Here is an 18,399-nt window from a genome sequence, read left to right as displayed (position 1 = left end):
TTAGCGCGTCAACGCGTACCCGGCGACATACGCTCCGCGATCGCGCGCGACGCGTCCTTCAGCGGCTCGACGTAGGTTTCGAGCGGCGTCGCGCTCTTTCTGAACAGCGGAATGCTGATGCTCACGCAGCCGAGCGTCACGCCATTCGCGCCGACGATCGCGCTGCCGTAGCAGAAAATCTGCGCCTCGTTTTCCTCGCGGTCTTCCGAATAGCCGCGCGCGTGAGTTGCATCGAGTTCGGCGTCGAGCGCGGCGCGATCGGTGATCGTGTTCGGTGTGAAGCGTTCGAACTTCAGGCCATGCAGCAATGCATCGCGTTCGGCGGGCGATTGCTTCGACAGATACGCCTTGCCGACGGAACTCGAATACAGCGTCACGCGCGTGCCGATGCGCGACGCCATGCGAACCGCATGCGGGCTTTCGAGCTTCTCGATGTACACCATCTCGGAGCCGCTGCGCACTGCCAGATGCACCGTCTCCTGCGTCGCGTCGCGCAGCGCCTGCAACGCGTCGGTGGCCGCGATGCGCAAATCGGAGCGCTCCCAACTGCGGCTCGCGAGCGACATCAGCCGCGGGCCGGGCGCGTAACATCCGCCGCGCACGCTTTCGACGACCAGGCCTTCCGCGATTAGCGCGCCGACGATGCGATAGACCGTCGGACGCGGATAACCGCTCGCCGTGGTGAGACGCGCGATGGTCGGCGGTTCGCCGGCATCGGCAATGAGTTGCAGCACCGCCATGAACTTCGAGAAGGCGGCGGTGCCGGTGGCCTTGGCGGCGTCGAGGGAAGCGGTGTCTGAGGGCATGATGCGGGAATCATGCCACGAGATAGCCGCCATCGACGGGTACGATCGCGCCCGTCATGAACGACGCCGCCGGTGACGCGAGAAACGCCGTCACGCGCGCGACGTCTTCCGGCAAGCCCCAGCGCTTCATCGGCGTGCGGTCGAGGATCGCTTGCGAGCGGCCGTCGTCGTTCTGCAGCGCTTGCGTGAGCGGCGTCGCAATCCAGCCGGGCGCAACGGCATTCACGCGGATGCCCTCGGCGGCATAGGCGATCGCCAGCGATTTCGTCAGTTGCGCGACGCCGCCCTTGCTCGCGCTGTACGCGGGCACGAGTCCGCCGCCGAAGAACGTCAGCATCGACGCCGTATTGATGATCGAACCCTTGCTGCGCGCGAGCAGTGGACGCGCGGCGGCGCACATGCGCATCGTGCCGTTGAGATTCACCGCGATCACGCGCTCGAATGTTTCGATGTCGTGCTCGTCGCCGCGCCGGATCATGCCCGCGCAGTTGACGAGCACGTCGAGCGAATCGATACGCGCAAAGAGCGCGGCGACGCTGGCGGCATCGGCGACATCGAGTTCGACGACTTCGATGCCGGGCGCGTCGGTCGGCGCTAGGCCGGCGGCGATCACGCGCGCGCCGAGCGCCGCGAATTGCTGCGCGATGCCCGCGCCGATGCCCTGCGTGCCGCCGGTCACGACGACGGTCTTGCCCTTGAAGAGATCAGCTTGAAAAGTCATATCGGTGCGATTCATACGGCGGGAACGGGTTCGGTCTGGCGCTCCGCGTCCTCGATCGGCGCGCGCACGACGAACATGTAGACGAGCGCAGCAGCGAACGCGACGCCCGCGCTGATCAGGAACGCGTTCACGAACGAATGCGTCTTGTCGACGACGAGGCCCGTGATGAACGGCGCAAACGAGCCGCCGAAGTAGCCGCCGAAGTTCTGGATACTGCCGAGCGACGCGACCATGTGGCGCGGCGCGGCAACGGAAACGAGCGCCCACGCGGCGCCGCTCGCCATGTTGACGAAGAACATCGCGGCCGAGAGATAGGCGATCGCGAGCGTCAGGTTCGGCGTGAACGCGGCGGGCACGGTGAACAGCGCCGCGCCGATGAGTCCCGAGCAGATCGGCCACTTGCGGCTGCGGATCGGGGCGACGCCGCGCGCCATCAAACCATCGGCGATGAAGCCCGACGAGAGCATGCCGAGCGTGCCCGCGAGATACGGAATCGTCACGACCCAGCCGGTCTTCGCGATCGTCAGATGACGCTCGTGTTCGAGATACGCGGGCAGCCACGTGAGATACAGCCACACCATGTAGATCACGCCCATGAAGCCGAAGATCATGCCCCACGTCGTCGCCTTGCCGAAAAGGCCGCGCCATTCCGCGAACGTCATGTTGCGTTCCTTGCGCTGCGCCGGTTCGCCCTCGGTCAGATGCGCGAGTTCTTGCGATTCGAGCTTCACGTCCTTCCGGTTGCGATAGACGATGTACCAGCCGATCGACACCGCAATCCCGAGCGCGCCCATGATGACGAACATGTTGCGCCAGCCGAAGGACAGCAGAAGCACGGTGAGGATGGGCGGCGCGAGCGCGGGTCCGATGGTCGATGACGTGACGAAGATGCCCGTCGGCTTGCCGCGTTCGCGTTGCGCGAACCATTCGGACACGACCTTTGCGCCCGCCGGAAATTGCGGCGCCTCGCCGATGCCGAGCGCGATGCGCGCCGCGAGAAACTGATGCAGATTCGTGACGAGCCCGCCGAACAACTGCGCGACCGACCACACGAACATGCCGAGGCCGAGCATGATGCGCGCGCCAAAGCGGTCGAGCATCACGCCGATGGGCAACTGCGAGAACGCGTACGCGAACGAGAACGCGGAGAGCAGCAGGCCCATCTGCGAGGCGGAGAGGCCGAGCTCCTGCGTGACGGAGTGATTCGCGATCGAGAGCGTGCTGCGATCGAGATAATTCACGATGCCCGCGAGCGTCAGAAAAGTGAGCGCGACCCACTGAATGCGCTTCAGGCGCGGTGATTTTTCCAGCATGTTGTCTCCTCCGAATGCTCTGTCGAGTCTGTTAGAGGGTTGAGTTTGGGTGGATGCTAGCGAATGAATTGATCGACGAAGTCGGCACCGAGTCCGACCGATTCGTAATGCTTGCGGCACATGTCGACTTTGGTGAAGACGTCTTCGTAGCCGGTGTAGTTGCCGTACGGGTCGCAATAGAACATCACGCCGTTCACCTGGAAGTACGTGATCATTTCCTCGACGTCTTCGGGAACATAGAGCGTGTGCGTTTCGCCGGGCGGCTCGAAGACATAGCTGCCTTCGGTCGCTTCCCAGTCATGTTCGAGATAGCGCCAGCGGCCTTTGAGCACCATGCCGTGGACCGCCTGCGGATGACGATGACGCGACAGCACGCCGGATTTGCGCACGCGCAGGAGGTTCATCCAGTAGCCGGTCGACACGTTCAGACACAGCGGACGGAACCAGACGTTTTCGGCCTGCGGCACCCATTCGCGCTCGTCGGCGGGAATCGCGCTCGGCACGACGATTTCCTTTTGCGCTTCTTTAGGGAAGGGAAGTTGATACGGCGTCATGGCATCCGCCGCGGGTTTCGGCGCGGTCATCGCGTCTCCTTGTCCATATTGTGGATTCGTGAATCAAATTATGGACAGATATTCTTCCTCGTTCCGCGAATTGTCAAGATTCTTCAACGAATGATGAATTCGTGCAGATACCGCCTTTTCGACGGACGAAAAAAAGGCGGACCGGCAGGTCCGCCTTAGATCACGCGATGAAGCCGAGCGATTAGCGCGCCATCATCAGCATGTGCACGTTATGCATCACCCAAACCGTGCCGACGATAAGAATCAGCGACATGAGAATGGTGTAGGCAAACGAGATCGCATGCCAGCGCTGTCCCTTCGACGAGTTGACGTGCAGGAAGAACACCACATGCACGATCACCTGCACCGCGGCCAGCACGGCGAGCGCGACGATCGCGCTTTCGCCCTTGAACGCGCCCGAGGTCGCGGCCCAGAACGACGCCACAGTTAGCACGACAGCCAGCACGAAGCCGATGAGATAACCGCGCACGGTGACGTGCGGGAAATCGCTTGTTTCGGTATGAGCATGTGCCATCAGACGACGCTCCCAAGGTAGACGAAGGAAAACACGCAAATCCAGACGATGTCGAGGAAGTGCCAGAAGAGGCTCAGGCAAGCGAGACGGCGCAATTCGCGTTCGTTCATTTGCGGATTGCGTGCGATCTGCACGGCCAACACGACCAGCCAGATCATGCCGATGGACACGTGCAAACCGTGCGTGCCGACGAGCGTGAAGAACGCCGACCAGAACGCGCTGCGTTGCGGACCCGCGCCTTCAGCGATCAGATGCGCGAACTCCTGCATTTCCAGAAACAGGAAGCCCGCACCCATCAGGAACGTGACGAACAGCCACGCGAGCACCGCGCCCGACTTGCGGCGCGTCGCCGAGATCATCGCGAGACCGAAGGTCAGGCTGCTCGTGAGAAGCAGGCCCGTTTCGTACGCGACGTCCTTCAGGTTGAAGAGATCCTTGGGCGTCGGGCCGCCTGCGGTCTGCATCGCGAACATCGCGAAGGTTGCAAAGAGCGACGCGAACAGCACGCAGTCGGTCATCAGATAGGCCCAGAAGCCGAACACCGAATGCGACTGGTGCTCGTGCTCATGGCCATGCGCGTGTTGCGCGGATAGAGTCGATTGCGACATTACATTGCCTCCAGTTCGAGTTCGCGAGCCGAGCCGGCCTTCGCAGGCGTCTTCGGCGGACGATTGCGCTCTTCGGTCGACTTCACGGTCGCGGCCGGGATGATGAAGCCGGCGTTATCACGGAAGCTGTAACCGATAGCCGTCGCGAAGATGCCGACCATGCTTGCAGCAGCGAGCCACCAGATGTGCCAGATAGCCGCGAAACCGAAGGCCAGCGCGAACAGGCCGATGACCAGACCCGCGCTCGTATTCGACGGCATGTGGATGTCGCGGTACGGACGCGTATCGATGCGGCCGTGTTCCTTGGCATCGGCGAAGTCGTCGAGTTCGCGCACAGCGGGAAGATTCGCGAAGTTATAGACCGGCGGCGGCGAGCTGATGGACCACTCGAGCGTGCGCGCACCCCACGGATCGCCGGTGACATCGCGATACGCAGGCTGATTGCGGCGGATGATACTGACCACGATCTGCGCGACCTGGAACACGACGCCCAGCGCGATGATGCCCACGCCCACGGCAGCGGCGATGAAGAACGGCTGCCACGACGGGTCGTCGTAGTGATTCAGGCGGCGCGTCGCACCCATGAAGCCGAGGATGTAGATCGGCACGAACGCGACGAAGAAGCCCACGAACCAGCACACGAACGCACTCTTGCCGAGCTTTTCGTCGAGCTTGAAGCCGAACACCTTCGGCCACCAGTACGAAATGCCGGCGAAGTAACCGAACACCACGCCGCCGATGATCGCGTTATGGAAGTGCGCGATCAGGAACAGGCTGTTGTGAAGCACGAAGTCCGCGCCGGGAATCGCGAGCATCACGCCCGTCATGCCGCCCAGCGTGAAGGTGATGACGAAGCCGATGGTCCAGAGGATTTGCGAAGTCATCTGCACGCGGCCTCGGTACATCGTGAAGAGCCAGTTGAAGATCTTCACGCCGGTCGGGATGGAAATGACCATCGTCATAATGCCGAAGAAGGCATTGACGTTAGCGCCCGAGCCCATCGTGAAGAAGTGGTGCAGCCACACGAGGAACGACAGCACCATGATGCAGCACGTGGCCCAGACCATCGTCTTGTAGCCGAACAACGGCTTCTTCGAGAACGTCGCGACCACTTCCGAGTAAATGCCGAAGGCGGGCAGAACCAGGATGTAGACCTCAGGATGACCCCAGGCCCAGATCAGGTTCAGGTAGACCATCGGGTTGCCGCCGCCGTCGTTCGTGAAGAAGTGCATGCCGAGGTAACGGTCCAGCGCCAGCAGCGCGAGCGCGACGGTCAGGATCGGGAACGTCGCCATGATCAGCACGTTCGAGCAGAACGCCGTCCACGTGAAGACCGGCATCTTCATCCACGTCATGCCGGGCGCGCGCATCTTCACGATCGTCACGAAGAAGTTCACCGCGGTGAGCAGCGTGCCGACGCCGGACAACTGCAACGCCCAGATGTAGTAGTCGACCCCGACGCCCGGATTGAACTGCGTCTCGGAGAGCGGCGGATACGCGAGCCAGCCCGTCGTCGAGAACTCGCCGATGAACAGCGACAGGTTGATCAGAATGGCGGCGACGGCCGTCATCCAGAACGACAGCGAGTTGATGAACGGGAACGCCACGTCACGCGCGCCGATCTGCAGGGGCACGACGAGGTTGAAGAACGCGACCAGCAGCGCCATGGCCATGAAGAAGATCATGATCGTGCCGTGGGCCGTGAAGATCTGGTCGAAGTGATGCGGCGGCAGATAGCCGGGCCCATCGAGCGCGATGGCCTGTTGCACGCGCATCATGACGGCGTCGGCGAAGCCGCGCACGAGCATCAGCCCGGCGACGACCAGATACATGACGCCGATGCGCTTGTGATCGACCGAAGTCAGATACTCGCGCCAGAGCCAGCCCCATTTGCCGAGTTTAGTGATAAGGCCGACCGTACCGAGCGCGAGGACCGCCATGAAGACGGTCGCCCCCATGATGATTGGCTCGTGGTACGGGATCGCCTCAAGCGTTAGTTTGCCGAACATGGCTTACCCCTTGGTTACACAATTTGCGCCTACGACCGAGTTGCCGTAGTTGTACTTCGCGACGATGTTGTTGAAGAGCTTCGGATCGACGGTCGAGAAGTAGCGCACCGCGACCTTTTCGCTCGGACGCGCGACGCCGGCGTAGACGTCCATGCTCAGATTCTCGGGCGCGTTCTTGACCTGTTTCAGCCACGCGTCGAAGTCTTCGTTGGACATGGCCAGTGCACGGAACTTCATGTCGGAGAAGCCCTTGCCGCTGTAGTTCGCCGAGATGCCTGCGTAGTCGCCTGCGTGATCGGCCATCAGGTGCAGCTTCGTCTGCATGCCCGCCATCGCGTAGATCTGGCTGCCGAGTTGCGGGATGAAGAACGAATTCATCACCGAATCGGACGTGATGCGGAAGTTCACCGGCGTGCCGACCGGGAACGCGAGCTGGTTCACCGACGCGACGCCAAGATCCGGATAGATGAACAGCCACTTCCAGTCGAGCGCCACGACTTCGACGTTGATCGGCTTGACTTCGGATTGCAGCGGCTTGTACGGATCGAGCTCGTGCGTGGTTTTCCACGTGAGGATGCCGAGGTACAGGATGATGGCTGCGGGAATCGCCCAGACCACGACTTCGATGGCCGTGGAATGCGCCCATTTCGGCGCATACGTGGCCTTCGTGTTGGACGCGCGATAGCGCCATGCGATGAACAGGGTGAGCAGGATCACCGGGACTACGACGAGAAGCATGGCGTAAGTCGCGGTGGCGATCAGCGACGATTCCGCTGCGCCAATCACGCCTTTCGAGTCCAACACCTCCAGCTTGCATCCCGAAAGACAAAGACTGGCTATCAACCCCGATAACAATGGCACTGCTAAACGTTGGGTATTTTCATTCATTGCATTCGCTGGTTTCGATGATCGAAGCGTCCCGGGAAGAACGCCGTTGCACGGCTTTGCGCCGCGTCAAGATCATGCCACGCGCGATTTTTCGCGATGACGCGAATGGTTGAAATTTTGTTTCAGATCAAGTTGATGCGACGGAGTGTCGCGCGAAGGCGGAACTTTTTGCCTACTCCGAAAGGAGCAGGCGAGTCTACAACGAAGGGATGGAATTGCGAGTGTGATAAAGCGACGTCAAAGCGTGTTCGAGCCGCGCGCGATGGATCGCCGCGATAACTTCGCCGGGTTCGATCGTCTCACGTGGTGAAGCCGAGCCGCGTGCCCGGGTGAAGCCACGGCCCAGGCGCCTTCTTCGGTTCTTCTCGCTAAAGCCCGGCGAGAGGCCGGGATTCCCGAATGGCATTCGATCGCTCGATTTCATCGCGCCGTCGCTGGCTCGCATCGGCAACGGCTTCGCGGTTCGAAGCGCTCCATGCGGACATGGTCGCCTGCATCACGTCGATCGGACTCCCCTTGGTGTCCATCGCAGCCAGGACGCAACCCAGAAGGTAGGTCAGCACGAACAGGAAGATGCAGGACCGGCGCGTCATGAGTTGCGGTGCATAGGCGGCAATGGCAGGAGCATTGCCTTGGTGAGCGGGAGGCGGGGGGACGCTGCCCGCTTGTGTGAGAGTCGAGACATGGGAGCGGCAGTCTACGACGGAGTATGGAAACCAGAATCGGTCGATAGTTCGACTTGGGCCGAACCACGCCGGACAATGCCCAGCGCAGCGGCTGCCCCGTATGACAGATCAATGATTCTGTTGCGTGAAACCGGACCGCGATCGTTGATTCGGACGAGGACGGACGGGCTCCCTCCCGGAAGCGTGACGCGGATCCACGATCCGAGCGGTAGCGTGCGATGTGCCGCTGTCATGGCATACATGTCGAAGCGCTCGCCGCTGGCGGTGCGTCGACCGTGAAACGTTCGCCCGTACCAGGATGCAATCCCGGCTTGATGGTACGCGCGCGCGGTCGGTGTCTCGTCCGGCCGGTCGGATGAAGTGATTTCGGTCGAAACGGAATCGTCGTTTGCGGATTGAACCGGAAAGCTCGACGCGCTCGCCGGTTGGTTTGTCGAAGCGCCCTCATTGCGGAGCTCCGACAGAGAGGCTGCACATCCGGCGATCAACAGGATGCAGGCGAAGGCGCTGAGGATGCGCGGCTGAAGCATGTTCATTCGGTGCATATCGCTTTGTTCGAGAGCAAGTAACCTGACCTGACGTTCGACGGATCACGAAGCGCAGTCGGAAAGGTAGGGCAGGGGATCGACTGGCTGACGATCCCGTCTCACCTCGAAAAGCAGCGATGGCTGACCATTCGTTTGAGCGCCCATCGTCGCGATGGCTTGCCCCTTCGTTACGTCGGCCCCTTCCTTGGTCAGAACGTTTTGGATATGGCCATAGGCAGTCAGGTAGCGACTGTCATGTTTCAGTATTACGAGGCTGCCGTAGCCCGCGATCTCGTTACCCGCATACACCACGCGTCCTCCTTTCGCCGCACGGATCGTGTCTCCCGCTGCGCCACCGATGACAACGCCCCGGACCCCGTCCACGCGGAAGCGCTTCAGGATTGGGCCCTTTATCGGCCAGGACAAGGAATCGGATCGGCAGCGTGTTGCGTTCACACTCCGCTGCGTGGAATCGTCCGAGCCGGCAACCGATGCCGATGGCGGACCGACCCGCAGCAGTTGGCCGTTCGTCAGTGGAGTGCTGGCGGAAAGCCCGTTCCAGGCGGCAATCGCGTTCGGGTCGCGACCGTAGGCGGCTGCGATCGAAGCGAGGGTGTCCGCGCCTGTGACGCGGTAGAAGCCGGCAGGTGCCGCCGGGGCAGCGGCAGCGTCGGTTTGCGAAGCTGGCTTGGTCGCGGTCTGCTCGAGCGTTCGACTGGCGCATCCGCCAAGAACGAAGCTGAAGACGACGGCAAGACATGCTGCGCACGACAGGCGGCGCGATTGGACAGAGCTAATCATTTGGACTTCTTTGAGCTTCGGTGCCGGCAAAGAGGCGAAGTGGCGCACTTTTGCCATGCCGCGCTGGTGGTGTTGATCGGATTGTTTGGCGGATGCGACGCCGGCAAAAGCCAGCGGCGGCGGAAGCAGCGAGTTCGAATCTGCTGAACATCGCTCTATCTCAAATTGCACGAGGCGAAGCGGCAATTCGTCATTGCGGATAACGGTGTTTTGCGTCCGGCGTTGACCGTTACACCGTCGGTTGACACTCTTTGACGATGCGGTGGTTAAAAAAAGGCGCGCTCGCCGGGCGCCACGCTTGGAACTGACATTCGACGCGATGAAAGCAGCCATATCGCGTTCCACGCGGCTCGGCCCGAGCGGTTGCGGCAAGACGACGCTGCGCTCCATTGCCGGGCTGGAACGTCCGGTCGGCGGATCGATTTCGGTGAACGGCGTGACCGTTTTCTCGGCGCGCGACGAGACCTTTGTGCCGCCGAATCGCCGCAAGTCCGGCATGGTGTTCGAACCGCTCTCGAACCTCGACGCAAAGCTACGCGACAGGATGCGTTTCGAGCTTCGGCACGACCGATTTCATGATCGGCGGAGAGATCGTGCTCGCGCGTGTGCATCCATCGCACAAAACGCCGGTCCGGGAGACCATCCATTTTTCGATCGATCCGGCGAGTTGCATCGCGCTGGCATCGCAGAACGCGTGACGCGACAGGCACTACTCCGTCCGGACTACGCCGCATGAGCTAGCGGCACACCGCCGCCGCATCCGCACGGCGGATAGGCGTCTCGCGCGACGCTCCTTACCCTTGTCGGGAAAGTTACAACGACAAGGAAAGGACGATGAGCGTCGTCGAATCAACCCTCGCTACAAAAGCATCGACCGACACGCGCGCCTGGCGCGTGCTCGGCGCAAGCACCTTCGCATTCACGATCTGCTTCGCCATCTGGATGGTCTTCGCCATTCTCGGCATCCCTCTCAAAAAGCAGCTTCATCTCACCGATACCGAGTTCGGCCTCATCGCCGCGACGCCGGTGCTCACGGGTTCGTTGCTGCGCGTGCCGCTCGGCATCTGGACCGACCGTTTCGGCGGCCGCATCGTCTTTTTCTGCACGATGGCAGTCACTATCGTGCCAATCTGGCTGATCGGCTATGCCACGGAACTGTGGCAATTCCTCGTGCTCGGCTTGTTCGTCGGCGTCGCGGGCGCGTCGTTTTCAGTCGGCACGCCGTATGTCGCGCGCTGGTTCCCGAAGTCGCGTCAAGGCCTCGCGATGGGCATCTTCGGCGCGGGCAATTCGGGTGCGGCGCTGACCAAGTTCGTCGCGCCCGTGCTGATTCTCGCGGCGGGCACATGGACGATCGTGCCGAAGGTCTATTCCGTCGCGATGCTCTTCACCGCGATCGTCTTCTGGTTCGTGTCGGCGTCCAATCCCGCGCATCGCAGCGCCAGCACGCAGAGTTTCGCCGCGCAGATGACCGTGCTGAAAGACCGGCGCGTGCTCCGTTACGCGCAGTACTACTCGGTCGTGTTCGGCGGCTACGTCGGCCTCGCATTGTGGATGCCGCAGTACTACGTGAATCAGTACGGCTTCGGCATCGAACAGGCCGCGTTTCTCGCCGCTTGCTTCTCGTTGCCGGGCGGCGTGCTGCGCGCGCTCGGCGGCTGGATGTCGGACCGCTTCGGCGCGTATCGCACGACCTGGATCGTCATGTGGGTCGCGCTCGCGTGCTTCTTCCTGCTGAGCTATCCGGTGACGGATTTCGTCGTCCACGCGAAAGACGGCCCGCGCACGTTCCACATCGAAATGGGACCGGTCGCCTATACGGTGCTCATGTTTGTCGTCGGCGTTGCGATGGCGGTCGGCAAGGCGTCGGTGTTCAAGTTCGTGTCGGACGAGTTCTCGACGAACATCGGCGCCGTGTCGGGCATCGTCGGCCTCGCGGGCGGACTTGCCGGCTTCCTGTTGCCGATTCTCTTTGGTTTGCTCGTCGACCTCACCGGCGTGCGTACCACCTGTTTCATGCTGATGTTCGGCGCGACCGCGGTCAGTCTCATCTGCATGCACTTCACGTTTCAACCCAAGCACTAACCATGTCTTCACGCTATCTGCTCACTCGCTGGGATCCCGAGAACGCCGCCTTCTGGCGCGCAACGGGCGAATCGGTCGCCCGCCGCAACCTCTGGATCTCGATTCCCGCGCTCGCGCTGGCGTTCGCCGTGTGGTCGCTATGGAGCGTCGTCGTTGTCAATCTCGATAAGGGTGGTTTTCACTTCACGAAGGACCAGTTGTTCTGGCTCACCGCGTTGCCTCCGCTTTCTGGCGCGACGCTGCGCATCTTCTACTCGTTTCTCGTGCCGATATTCGGCGGACGCCGCTTTACAGCGTTCTCCACCGCGAGTCTTCTGATTCCAGCGCTCGGCATGGGCTTGGCGCTGCGCGATCCGTCGACGGGCTATCCGACGCTGCTCGTTCTGGCGTTGCTGTGCGGCCTCGGCGGCGCGAATTTCAGTTCGTCGATGGCGAACATCAGCTTCTTTTTCCCGAAGGCGAAGAAGGGTTTCGCGACGGGCATGAACGCGGGCATCGGCAATCTGGGCGTGTCGATCGTTCAGTTCGTGACGCCGCTCGTGATCTCGGCGAGCGTGTTCGGCGCATTCGCGGGCGCAGGCCAGTCCTACGACGTGAACGGCGTCGAGCACAGCATCTGGCTGCAGAATGCGGGCTTCATCTGGGTGCCGTTCATCGTCATCTCGGCGCTCGCGGCCTGGTTCGGGATGAACGACATCGCCGATGCAAAAGCCTCGTTCGCCGAACAGGCCGTCATATTCCGGCGCAAGCACAACTGGCTCATGTGCCTGTTGTACATCGGCACGTTCGGTTCGTTCATCGGCTTTTCGGCGGGCCTCGCGTTGCTGACGAAGGCTGAGTTCCCATCGGTCAATCCCACTGCTTACGCGTTCCTCGGGCCGCTCGCTGGCGCGCTCACGCGGCCGGTCGGCGGCTGGATCTCGGATCGCCTCGGCGGCGCGCGCGTGACGCTGTGGACCTTCATCGCGATGATCGCGGCGGTGTTCGGCGTGATGGCGTTTCTGCCGCACGACGGCGCGAGCGGCAACTTCGCCGGCTTCCTCGCGATGTTCATCGCACTGTTCGCGCTGACGGGCATCGGCAACGGCTCGACCTTCCGCATGATCCCCGTGATCTTCCTGACGCAGAAGCAGCGCGAAGCCGAAGGCGAATCCGACTCGGCGAAAAAGCAGGCGCTGCACGAAGCGGGAAAAGAATCGGCGGCGGTGCTCGGCTTTGCCGGTGCAATCGGCGCGTACGGCGGCTTCTTCATTCCGCGCAGCTTTGGCACGTCGATGAGCATGACCGGCTCGCCCGACACCGCGCTCTGGTGCTTCATCGCCTTCTATGCGCTGTGCGCGGCGGTGACGTGGTTCTGCTACGCACGCCGCAATGCGGACATGCCTTGCTGAACCCTCCGGCACGCGGGGCGCGTAGTCGGGCCTCAAGTTCGTCCGCGTGCGCGGAGATAGACCTAGTCCGAAAGGAGTACGCGCACTAGTCCGTCTGATGCGCGTCGACGCCTCCTTTCGGGGAATGGGCGCGCGGCGATCGCGTCCCTACACTCGAATCAACGTATTCATGGCGGCGCATGGCCGCCACGCCCGGAGAAACGGATGAGTCACTTTCTGGATCGGCTGAAGTTCATGTCGCGCATCAAGTCCACGTTCTCGAATGGACATGGCGCGGTCGTGAACGAAGACCGCAAATGGGAAAACGGCTATCGCAGCCGCTGGCAGCACGACAAGATCGTGCGCTCCACGCATGGCGTGAACTGCACGGGCTCGTGCTCGTGGAAGGTCTACGTGAAGAACGGCCTGATCACGTGGGAAACGCAGCAGACGGATTATCCGCGCACTCGCCCCGATTTGCCGAATCACGAACCGCGCGGGTGTCCGCGCGGCGCGTCGTATAGCTGGTACGTGTATTCCGCGCAGCGCGTGAAGCATCCGATGGTTCGCGGCCGTCTCATCGAAATGTGGCGCGAAGCGCGCAAGACGCTCGATCCGGTCGCGGCGTGGGCGTCCATTTGCGAAGACCCCGTGAAGGCAAAGCGCTACAAGAGCGTGCGCGGCCTCGGCGGTTTCGTGCGCGCCGACTGGGACACCGCGAGCGAGATCATCGCGGCGGCGAATGCGTACACCATTGGCAAGTACGGGCCTGACCGCGTGATCGGTTTCTCGCCGATTCCAGCGATGTCGATGGTTTCCTATGCGGCCGGCGCGCGCTATCTGAGCCTGATCGGCGGCGCATGCCTGTCGTTCTACGACTGGTACTGTGATCTGCCGCCCGCATCGCCGCAAATCTGGGGCGAGCAGACCGACGTGCCCGAATCCGCCGACTGGTACAACTCCACGTACCTGATGGTTTGGGGCTCGAACGTGCCGCAGACGCGCACGCCCGACGCGCACTTCTACACCGAAGTGCGCTACAAGGGCACGAAGACGGTCGCGGTGTCGTCGGATTACGGCGAAATGGTGAAGTTCGGCGACATCTGGCTCGCGCCGAAGCAGGGCACGGACGCCGCGCTCGCCATGGCGATGGGCCACGTCGTGCTGAAGGAATTCCACGCGAGCGGCAAGTCAGCGTACTTTCGTGACTACGTGAAGCGCTATACCGACATGCCGATGCTCGTCGTGCTGCGCGAACACGAAGGCACGCTCGTGCCCGATCATTTCCTGCGCGCATCGCAACTGCAGAACGATCTCGACGAAGCGAACAATCCGCAATGGAAGACGCTCGTCATCGACGAGACGAGCGGCAAGATCGTCGCGCCGAACGGCACGATCGGGTTCCGCTGGGGCGAGGCGAATCACAACGACGGCGCGAAAGTCGGCCGTTGGAACCTCGAACAGAAGGACGGCGGTTCGGGTCGCGACATCGATCCGTGCCTGTCGCTGATCGACGCTCATGACGAGATTGCAGAGGTGAGCTTCCCATACTTCGGCGCGGAGCATGACGCACTGCTCGCGCGTCGCGTGCCGGTGAAGCGCATCACGCTCGCAGACGGCACGGGCGCGCGCGTTGCGACCGTGTACGACTTGCAGATGGCGAACTACGGCGTGGATCAGGGCCTCGGTGGCGCGAACGTTGCGACGTCCTATGACGACGACACCCCGTACACGCCCGCATGGCAGGAAAAGCACACGACCGTGCCACGCCATCTCGTGATCCAGGTGGCGCGTGAGTTCGCCGACAATGCGGACCGTACGCAAGGCAAGAGCATGGTGATCGTCGGCGCAGCGCTGAATCACTGGTATCACAACGACATGATTTATCGCGGCATCATCAACCTTCTGATGATGTGCGGCTGTGTCGGCAAGAGCGGTGGCGGCTGGGCGCATTACGTCGGCCAGGAAAAGCTCCGTCCGCAATTCGGCTGGGCGCCGCTCGCGTTCGCACTCGACTGGTCGCGTCCGCCGCGCCAGATGAACGGCACGTCGTTCTTCTATAACCATACGAGCCAATGGCGTCACGAGAAAGTCGCCGTCGACGAAATTCTCGGGCCGACCGCCGACAAGTCGCGTTACGAGAATCTCTCGATGCTTGACATGAACGCGAAGTCCGAGCGCATGGGCTGGTTGCCCTCGGCGCCGCAACTCGGTGCGAATCCGCTCGATATCGTCGACGCCGCGAAGCGCGCGGGTCGCGATCCGATTGAATACACGGTGGAGCAACTCAAGTCGGGCAAGCTCGATTTCGCATGCGACGACCCCGACAATCCGGCGAACTTCCCGCGCAACATGTTCGTGTGGCGGTCGAATATTCTGGGCAGCTCCGGCAAGGGACACGAATACTTCCTGAAGTATCTTCTCGGTACGCAGAACGCGCTCTTCGGCGATGAAACCGACGCGATCAAACCCGGCGAAGTGAACGTGCGCGACGCGGCGGAAGGCAAACTCGATCTGCTGACCGTGCTCGATTTCCGTATGAGCACGACTTGCCTCTATGGCGACATCGTGCTGCCGAGCGCGACGTTCTATGAGAAGAACGACCTCAACACGTCGGACATGCATCCGTTCATCCATCCGTTGTCAGAAGCGGTGCAACCGTTATGGGAAAGCAAGAGCGACTGGGAAATTTATAAGACCATCGCGAAGAAGTTTGCGGAAATCGGCGGAAAGCATCTCGGCACGCGCACGGACCTCGTCTGTACGCCGCTCATGCACGACACGCCGGGCGAACTTGGCCAGGCGTTCGAGCCGAAGGACTGGCGTCGCGGCGAATGTGACCTGATCCCGGGCAAGACCGCGCCCTCGATGACGGTCGTCGAGCGCGACTACACCGCGATCTACGAGAAGTTCACGTCGGTCGGTCCGCTGCTGGAGAAACTAGGGAACGGCGGCAAGGGCATCAACTGGAATACAGCGTACGAAGTCGAAGAGCTCGGGAATCTATCCGGTCAGAGCAAGGGACGTCCGCGTCTCGAGACGGCCATCGACGCCGCAGAGATGATTCTCACGTTTGCGCCTGAAACGAACGGCCACGTCGCGGTGAAGGCGTGGGAAGCGCTCTCGAAGATCACGGGACGCGATCATTCGCACCTCGCGCTCGGCCGCGAGCACGACAAGATCCGTTTCCGCGACGTTCAGGCGCAACCGCGCAAGATCATTTCCGCGCCCACATGGTCCGGGCTCGAGTCGGAAGAAGTCAGCTACAACGCGGGCTACACGAACGTTCACGAACTGATTCCATGGCGCACGCTCACGGGGCGTCAGCAGTTCTATCAGGATCACCGCTGGATGCTCGATTTCGGCGAGGGCTCGTGCGTCTACAAGCCCGCGATCGACACGAAAACCATTGCGCCGATGCTCGGTGCAAAGCCTAACGGCGAGCACGAACTGGTGCTGAACTGGATCACGCCGCACCAGAAATGGGGCATTCACTCGACGTACACGGACAACCTGCGCATGGTCACGCTGTCGCGCGGTGGCCCGCATGTGTGGGTCTCGGAAGCGGAAGCAAAGGAAGCCGGTCTCAGGGACAACGACTGGGTCGAAGTGTTCAACGTGAACGGCACGCTGACGGCGCGCGTCGTCGTCAGTCAGCGGGTGCCGCGCGGAATGTGCCTCATGTATCACGCGCAGGAAAAGATCATCAATGTGCCGGGCGCGGAGACGAGCGGCATGCGCGGCGGTATCCATAACTCGGTCACGCGCACAGTGCTCAAGCCGACGCACATGATCGGCGGATATGCGCAACAGGCTTACGGTTTCAACTATTACGGCACCGTGGGCAGCAACCGCGACGAATACGTGATCGTGCGCAAGATGAAGAAAGTCGACTGGCTCGAAGGCCCGCTGAAGGAAGGAGCAGCATCATGAAGATCCGCGCCCAGGTGGCGATGGTCCTGAATCTGGACAAGTGCATCGGCTGCCATACGTGTTCGGTGACGTGCAAGAACGTGTGGACATCGCGCGATGGCGTCGAGTACGCGTGGTTCAACAACGTCGAGACGAAGCCGGGCATCGGCTATCCGAAGCAGTGGGAGAACCAGGAGAAGTGGAACGGCGGCTGGATTCGCAAAAGCGACGGACGCCTCGAGCCGCGCCAAGGGCCCAAGCTGAAAGTGCTCGCGAACCTTTTCGCGAATCCGAATCTGCCTGCCATCGACGACTACTACGAGCCGTTTACATACGACTACGAGCGCCTGCAGAACGCGCCGCTTTCGGAAACGCCGCCCACGGCGCGCCCGGTGTCCGCGATCACGGGCAAGAAGATGGACAAGATCCATTGGGGCCCGAACTGGGAAGACGATCTCGGCGGCGAATTCGATTCGCGCGGACGCGACGCTCTGTTCGAAAACGTGCAGAAGGAGATGTACTCGACATTCGAGAACACCTTCATGATGTATCTGCCGCGACTGTGCGAGCACTGCCTGAATCCGGCATGCGTGGCGTCGTGCCCGTCGGGTTCGGTGTACAAGCGCGAAGACGATGGCATCGTGCTCGTCGATCAGGACAAGTGCCGCGGCTGGCGCATGTGCGTGTCCGGTTGCCCGTACAAGAAGATGTATTTCAACTGGAAGTCGGGCAAGGCCGAGAAGTGCGTGTTCTGTTATCCGCGTATCGAAGCGGGTGAGCCGACGGTGTGCTCGGAAACCTGCGTAGGCCGTATCCGCTATCTCGGCGTGATGCTGTACGACGCGGACCGCATTGCCGAGGCTGCGTCGGTCGAAGCGACGACGGATCTCTATCAGTCGCAACTCGATCTGTTCCTCGATCCGCACGACCCGCAAGTTCAGGCCGAAGCGCTCCGTCAGGGCATCGCGCAAAGCTGGCTCGACGCGGCGAAGCGCTCGCCGGTGTATCGCATGGCGTGCGAGTGGAAGGTCGCGTTCCCGTTGCATCCGGAATACCGCACGCTGCCTATGGTCTGGTACGTGCCGCCGCTCTCTCCGATCCAGTCGGCCGCGGATGCCGGTCACATGGGCATGAACGGCGTGATTCCGGACGTGAAGAGCTTGCGCATTCCCATGCGCTATCTCGCGAACCTGCTCACCGCCGGCGATGAGGCGCCGATCGTCTCCGCGCTGAACCGCATGCTCGCGATGCGCGCGTTCAAGCGTGCGCAGAACGTGAACAACGTGAACGATGACGCCGTGCTGAACGATGTCGGCCTCACCGCGTCGCAAGTGGAAGAGATGTATCAATTGATGGCGATCGCCAACTACGAAGACCGTTTCGTCGTGCCGTCGTCGCACAAGGAAATGGCGCAGGACAGCTTTGACGAAAAGGGCAGTTGCGGTTTCTCGTTCGGCAATTGCGGATCATCGGGGGTATCGGACGGATCGCTTTTCGGATCGCGAACGCACGGCGAAGTAAGTTACGCGGCGTTGCCGAAGTCGCGCAAGAAGGCACTGCAGGAAGGCTGACCGA

16 protein-coding genes are annotated in these 18,399 nt (G+C 61.9%); 5 read left to right on the top strand and 11 right to left on the bottom strand.

The features are described from left to right. Window positions 1-8 precede the first annotated feature (8 nt). The 11 genes from NCS02_RS22865 to NCS02_RS36615 form a co-directional block, all read right to left on the bottom strand. Window positions 9-806: an IclR family transcriptional regulator gene (locus NCS02_RS22865; RefSeq protein ID WP_250520000.1), complete on the bottom strand. Its 798-nt coding sequence runs from the start codon at window positions 804-806 to the stop codon at window positions 9-11. Between the two features lie 10 nt (window positions 807-816). Next, a complete protein-coding gene (locus NCS02_RS22860) occupies window positions 817-1,527 on the bottom strand; it encodes an SDR family NAD(P)-dependent oxidoreductase (protein ID WP_033536512.1) in 711 nt (236 codons plus the stop codon). An 11-nt stretch (window positions 1,528-1,538) separates the two neighbouring features. Next, window positions 1,539-2,840 carry an MFS transporter gene (locus NCS02_RS22855; protein WP_250503401.1) on the bottom strand — a complete coding sequence of 434 codons (1,302 nt, stop codon included), beginning with the start codon at window positions 2,838-2,840 and terminating at the stop codon, window positions 1,539-1,541. A gap of 56 nt (window positions 2,841-2,896) precedes the next feature. Then, window positions 2,897-3,424: a 2,4'-dihydroxyacetophenone dioxygenase family protein gene (locus tag NCS02_RS22850; protein WP_008349107.1), complete on the bottom strand. Its 528-nt coding sequence runs from the start codon at window positions 3,422-3,424 to the stop codon at window positions 2,897-2,899. Window positions 3,425-3,605: 181 nt separating this feature from the next. After that, complete coding sequence (gene cyoD, locus NCS02_RS22845; RefSeq protein ID WP_008349105.1) at window positions 3,606-3,938, bottom strand: cytochrome o ubiquinol oxidase subunit IV; 333 nt, start codon at window positions 3,936-3,938, stop codon at window positions 3,606-3,608. Next, window positions 3,938-4,546: a cytochrome o ubiquinol oxidase subunit III gene (cyoC, locus tag NCS02_RS22840; protein ID WP_250503400.1), complete on the bottom strand. Its 609-nt coding sequence runs from the start codon at window positions 4,544-4,546 to the stop codon at window positions 3,938-3,940. The genes cyoD and cyoC overlap by 1 nt, the downstream gene beginning before the upstream one ends. Then, on the bottom strand, window positions 4,546-6,555 hold the full coding sequence (cyoB, locus tag NCS02_RS22835) for a cytochrome o ubiquinol oxidase subunit I (protein ID WP_250503399.1): 2,010 nt from the start codon (window positions 6,553-6,555) through the stop codon (window positions 4,546-4,548). Before cyoB ends, cyoC begins: the two co-directional genes overlap by 1 nt. Before the next feature lie 3 nt (window positions 6,556-6,558). Continuing rightward, window positions 6,559-7,443, bottom strand: a complete 885-nt coding sequence (gene cyoA / locus NCS02_RS22830; protein ID WP_008349099.1) for a ubiquinol oxidase subunit II — start codon at window positions 7,441-7,443, stop codon at window positions 6,559-6,561. 368 nt (window positions 7,444-7,811) lie between these two features. Further along, window positions 7,812-8,036, bottom strand: a complete 225-nt coding sequence (locus NCS02_RS22825; protein WP_008349097.1) for a hypothetical protein — start codon at window positions 8,034-8,036, stop codon at window positions 7,812-7,814. A gap of 104 nt (window positions 8,037-8,140) precedes the next feature. Beyond that, on the bottom strand, window positions 8,141-8,665 hold the full coding sequence (locus NCS02_RS22820; protein ID WP_502800895.1) for a septal ring lytic transglycosylase RlpA family protein: 525 nt from the start codon (window positions 8,663-8,665) through the stop codon (window positions 8,141-8,143). A 54-nt stretch (window positions 8,666-8,719) separates the two neighbouring features. Beyond that, on the bottom strand, window positions 8,720-9,955 hold the full coding sequence (locus NCS02_RS36615) for a peptidoglycan DD-metalloendopeptidase family protein (protein WP_502800896.1): 1,236 nt from the start codon (window positions 9,953-9,955) through the stop codon (window positions 8,720-8,722). On the opposite strand from NCS02_RS36615, the gene NCS02_RS36610 reads away from it, so the two are divergent. The 5 genes from NCS02_RS36610 (at window position 9,837) to narH (ending at window position 18,395) form a co-directional block, all read left to right on the top strand. Then, window positions 9,837-10,193, top strand: a complete 357-nt coding sequence (locus NCS02_RS36610; RefSeq protein WP_350029570.1) for a hypothetical protein — start codon at window positions 9,837-9,839, stop codon at window positions 10,191-10,193. The two genes, NCS02_RS36615 and NCS02_RS36610, sit on opposite strands and share 119 nt — an antisense overlap. Before the next feature lie 98 nt (window positions 10,194-10,291). Next, entirely contained in the window at window positions 10,292-11,542 is a 1,251-nt protein-coding gene (locus NCS02_RS22805) for an MFS transporter (protein WP_250503397.1), read from the top strand. 2 nt (window positions 11,543-11,544) lie between these two features. Continuing rightward, the gene (locus NCS02_RS22800) at window positions 11,545-12,933 is read left to right on the top strand and encodes a NarK family nitrate/nitrite MFS transporter (protein ID WP_034472401.1); all 1,389 of its coding nucleotides are present in this window, start codon (window positions 11,545-11,547) and stop codon (window positions 12,931-12,933) included. A 204-nt stretch (window positions 12,934-13,137) separates the two neighbouring features. Next, complete coding sequence (locus NCS02_RS22795; protein WP_250519999.1) at window positions 13,138-16,845, top strand: nitrate reductase subunit alpha; 3,708 nt, start codon at window positions 13,138-13,140, stop codon at window positions 16,843-16,845. Beyond that, complete coding sequence (gene narH, locus NCS02_RS22790) at window positions 16,842-18,395, top strand: nitrate reductase subunit beta (protein WP_250458177.1); 1,554 nt, start codon at window positions 16,842-16,844, stop codon at window positions 18,393-18,395. Before NCS02_RS22795 ends, narH begins: the two co-directional genes overlap by 4 nt. Window positions 18,396-18,399: the final 4 nt, after the last annotated feature.

It is taken from the genome of Caballeronia sp. NCF2 (assembly GCF_023631205.1).
In the GTDB taxonomy this organism is placed as follows: Bacteria; Pseudomonadota; Gammaproteobacteria; order Burkholderiales; family Burkholderiaceae; genus Caballeronia; species Caballeronia zhejiangensis.
The sequence above is the reverse complement of the archived record's forward strand: the minus strand, read 5'-3'. Positions and strand labels throughout refer to the sequence as shown.

Coding starts and splice junctions, on each gene's coding strand:
- NCS02_RS22860 (WP_033536512.1), bottom strand. CDS start 1,527: ATGACTTTTCAAGCTGATCTCTTCAAGGGCAAGACCGTCGTCGTGACC.
- NCS02_RS22825 (WP_008349097.1), bottom strand. CDS start 8,036: ATGACGCGCCGGTCCTGCATCTTCCTGTTCGTGCTGACCTACCTTCTG.
- NCS02_RS36615 (WP_502800896.1), bottom strand. CDS start 9,955: ATGCCGGACTTGCGGCGATTCGGCGGCACAAAGGTCTCGTCGCGCGCC.
- NCS02_RS22850 (WP_008349107.1), bottom strand. CDS start 3,424: ATGACCGCGCCGAAACCCGCGGCGGATGCCATGACGCCGTATCAACTT.
- NCS02_RS22820 (WP_502800895.1), bottom strand. CDS start 8,665: ATGAACATGCTTCAGCCGCGCATCCTCAGCGCCTTCGCCTGCATCCTG.
- NCS02_RS22800 (WP_034472401.1), top strand. CDS start 11,545: ATGTCTTCACGCTATCTGCTCACTCGCTGGGATCCCGAGAACGCCGCC.
- cyoD (WP_008349105.1), bottom strand. CDS start 3,938: ATGGCACATGCTCATACCGAAACAAGCGATTTCCCGCACGTCACCGTG.
- NCS02_RS22865 (WP_250520000.1), bottom strand. CDS start 806: ATGCCCTCAGACACCGCTTCCCTCGACGCCGCCAAGGCCACCGGCACC.
- narH (WP_250458177.1), top strand. CDS start 16,842: ATGAAGATCCGCGCCCAGGTGGCGATGGTCCTGAATCTGGACAAGTGC.
- cyoC (WP_250503400.1), bottom strand. CDS start 4,546: ATGTCGCAATCGACTCTATCCGCGCAACACGCGCATGGCCATGAGCAC.
- NCS02_RS22795 (WP_250519999.1), top strand. CDS start 13,138: ATGAGTCACTTTCTGGATCGGCTGAAGTTCATGTCGCGCATCAAGTCC.
- NCS02_RS22805 (WP_250503397.1), top strand. CDS start 10,292: ATGAGCGTCGTCGAATCAACCCTCGCTACAAAAGCATCGACCGACACG.
- cyoB (WP_250503399.1), bottom strand. CDS start 6,555: ATGTTCGGCAAACTAACGCTTGAGGCGATCCCGTACCACGAGCCAATC.
- NCS02_RS22855 (WP_250503401.1), bottom strand. CDS start 2,840: ATGCTGGAAAAATCACCGCGCCTGAAGCGCATTCAGTGGGTCGCGCTC.
- cyoA (WP_008349099.1), bottom strand. CDS start 7,443: ATGAATGAAAATACCCAACGTTTAGCAGTGCCATTGTTATCGGGGTTG.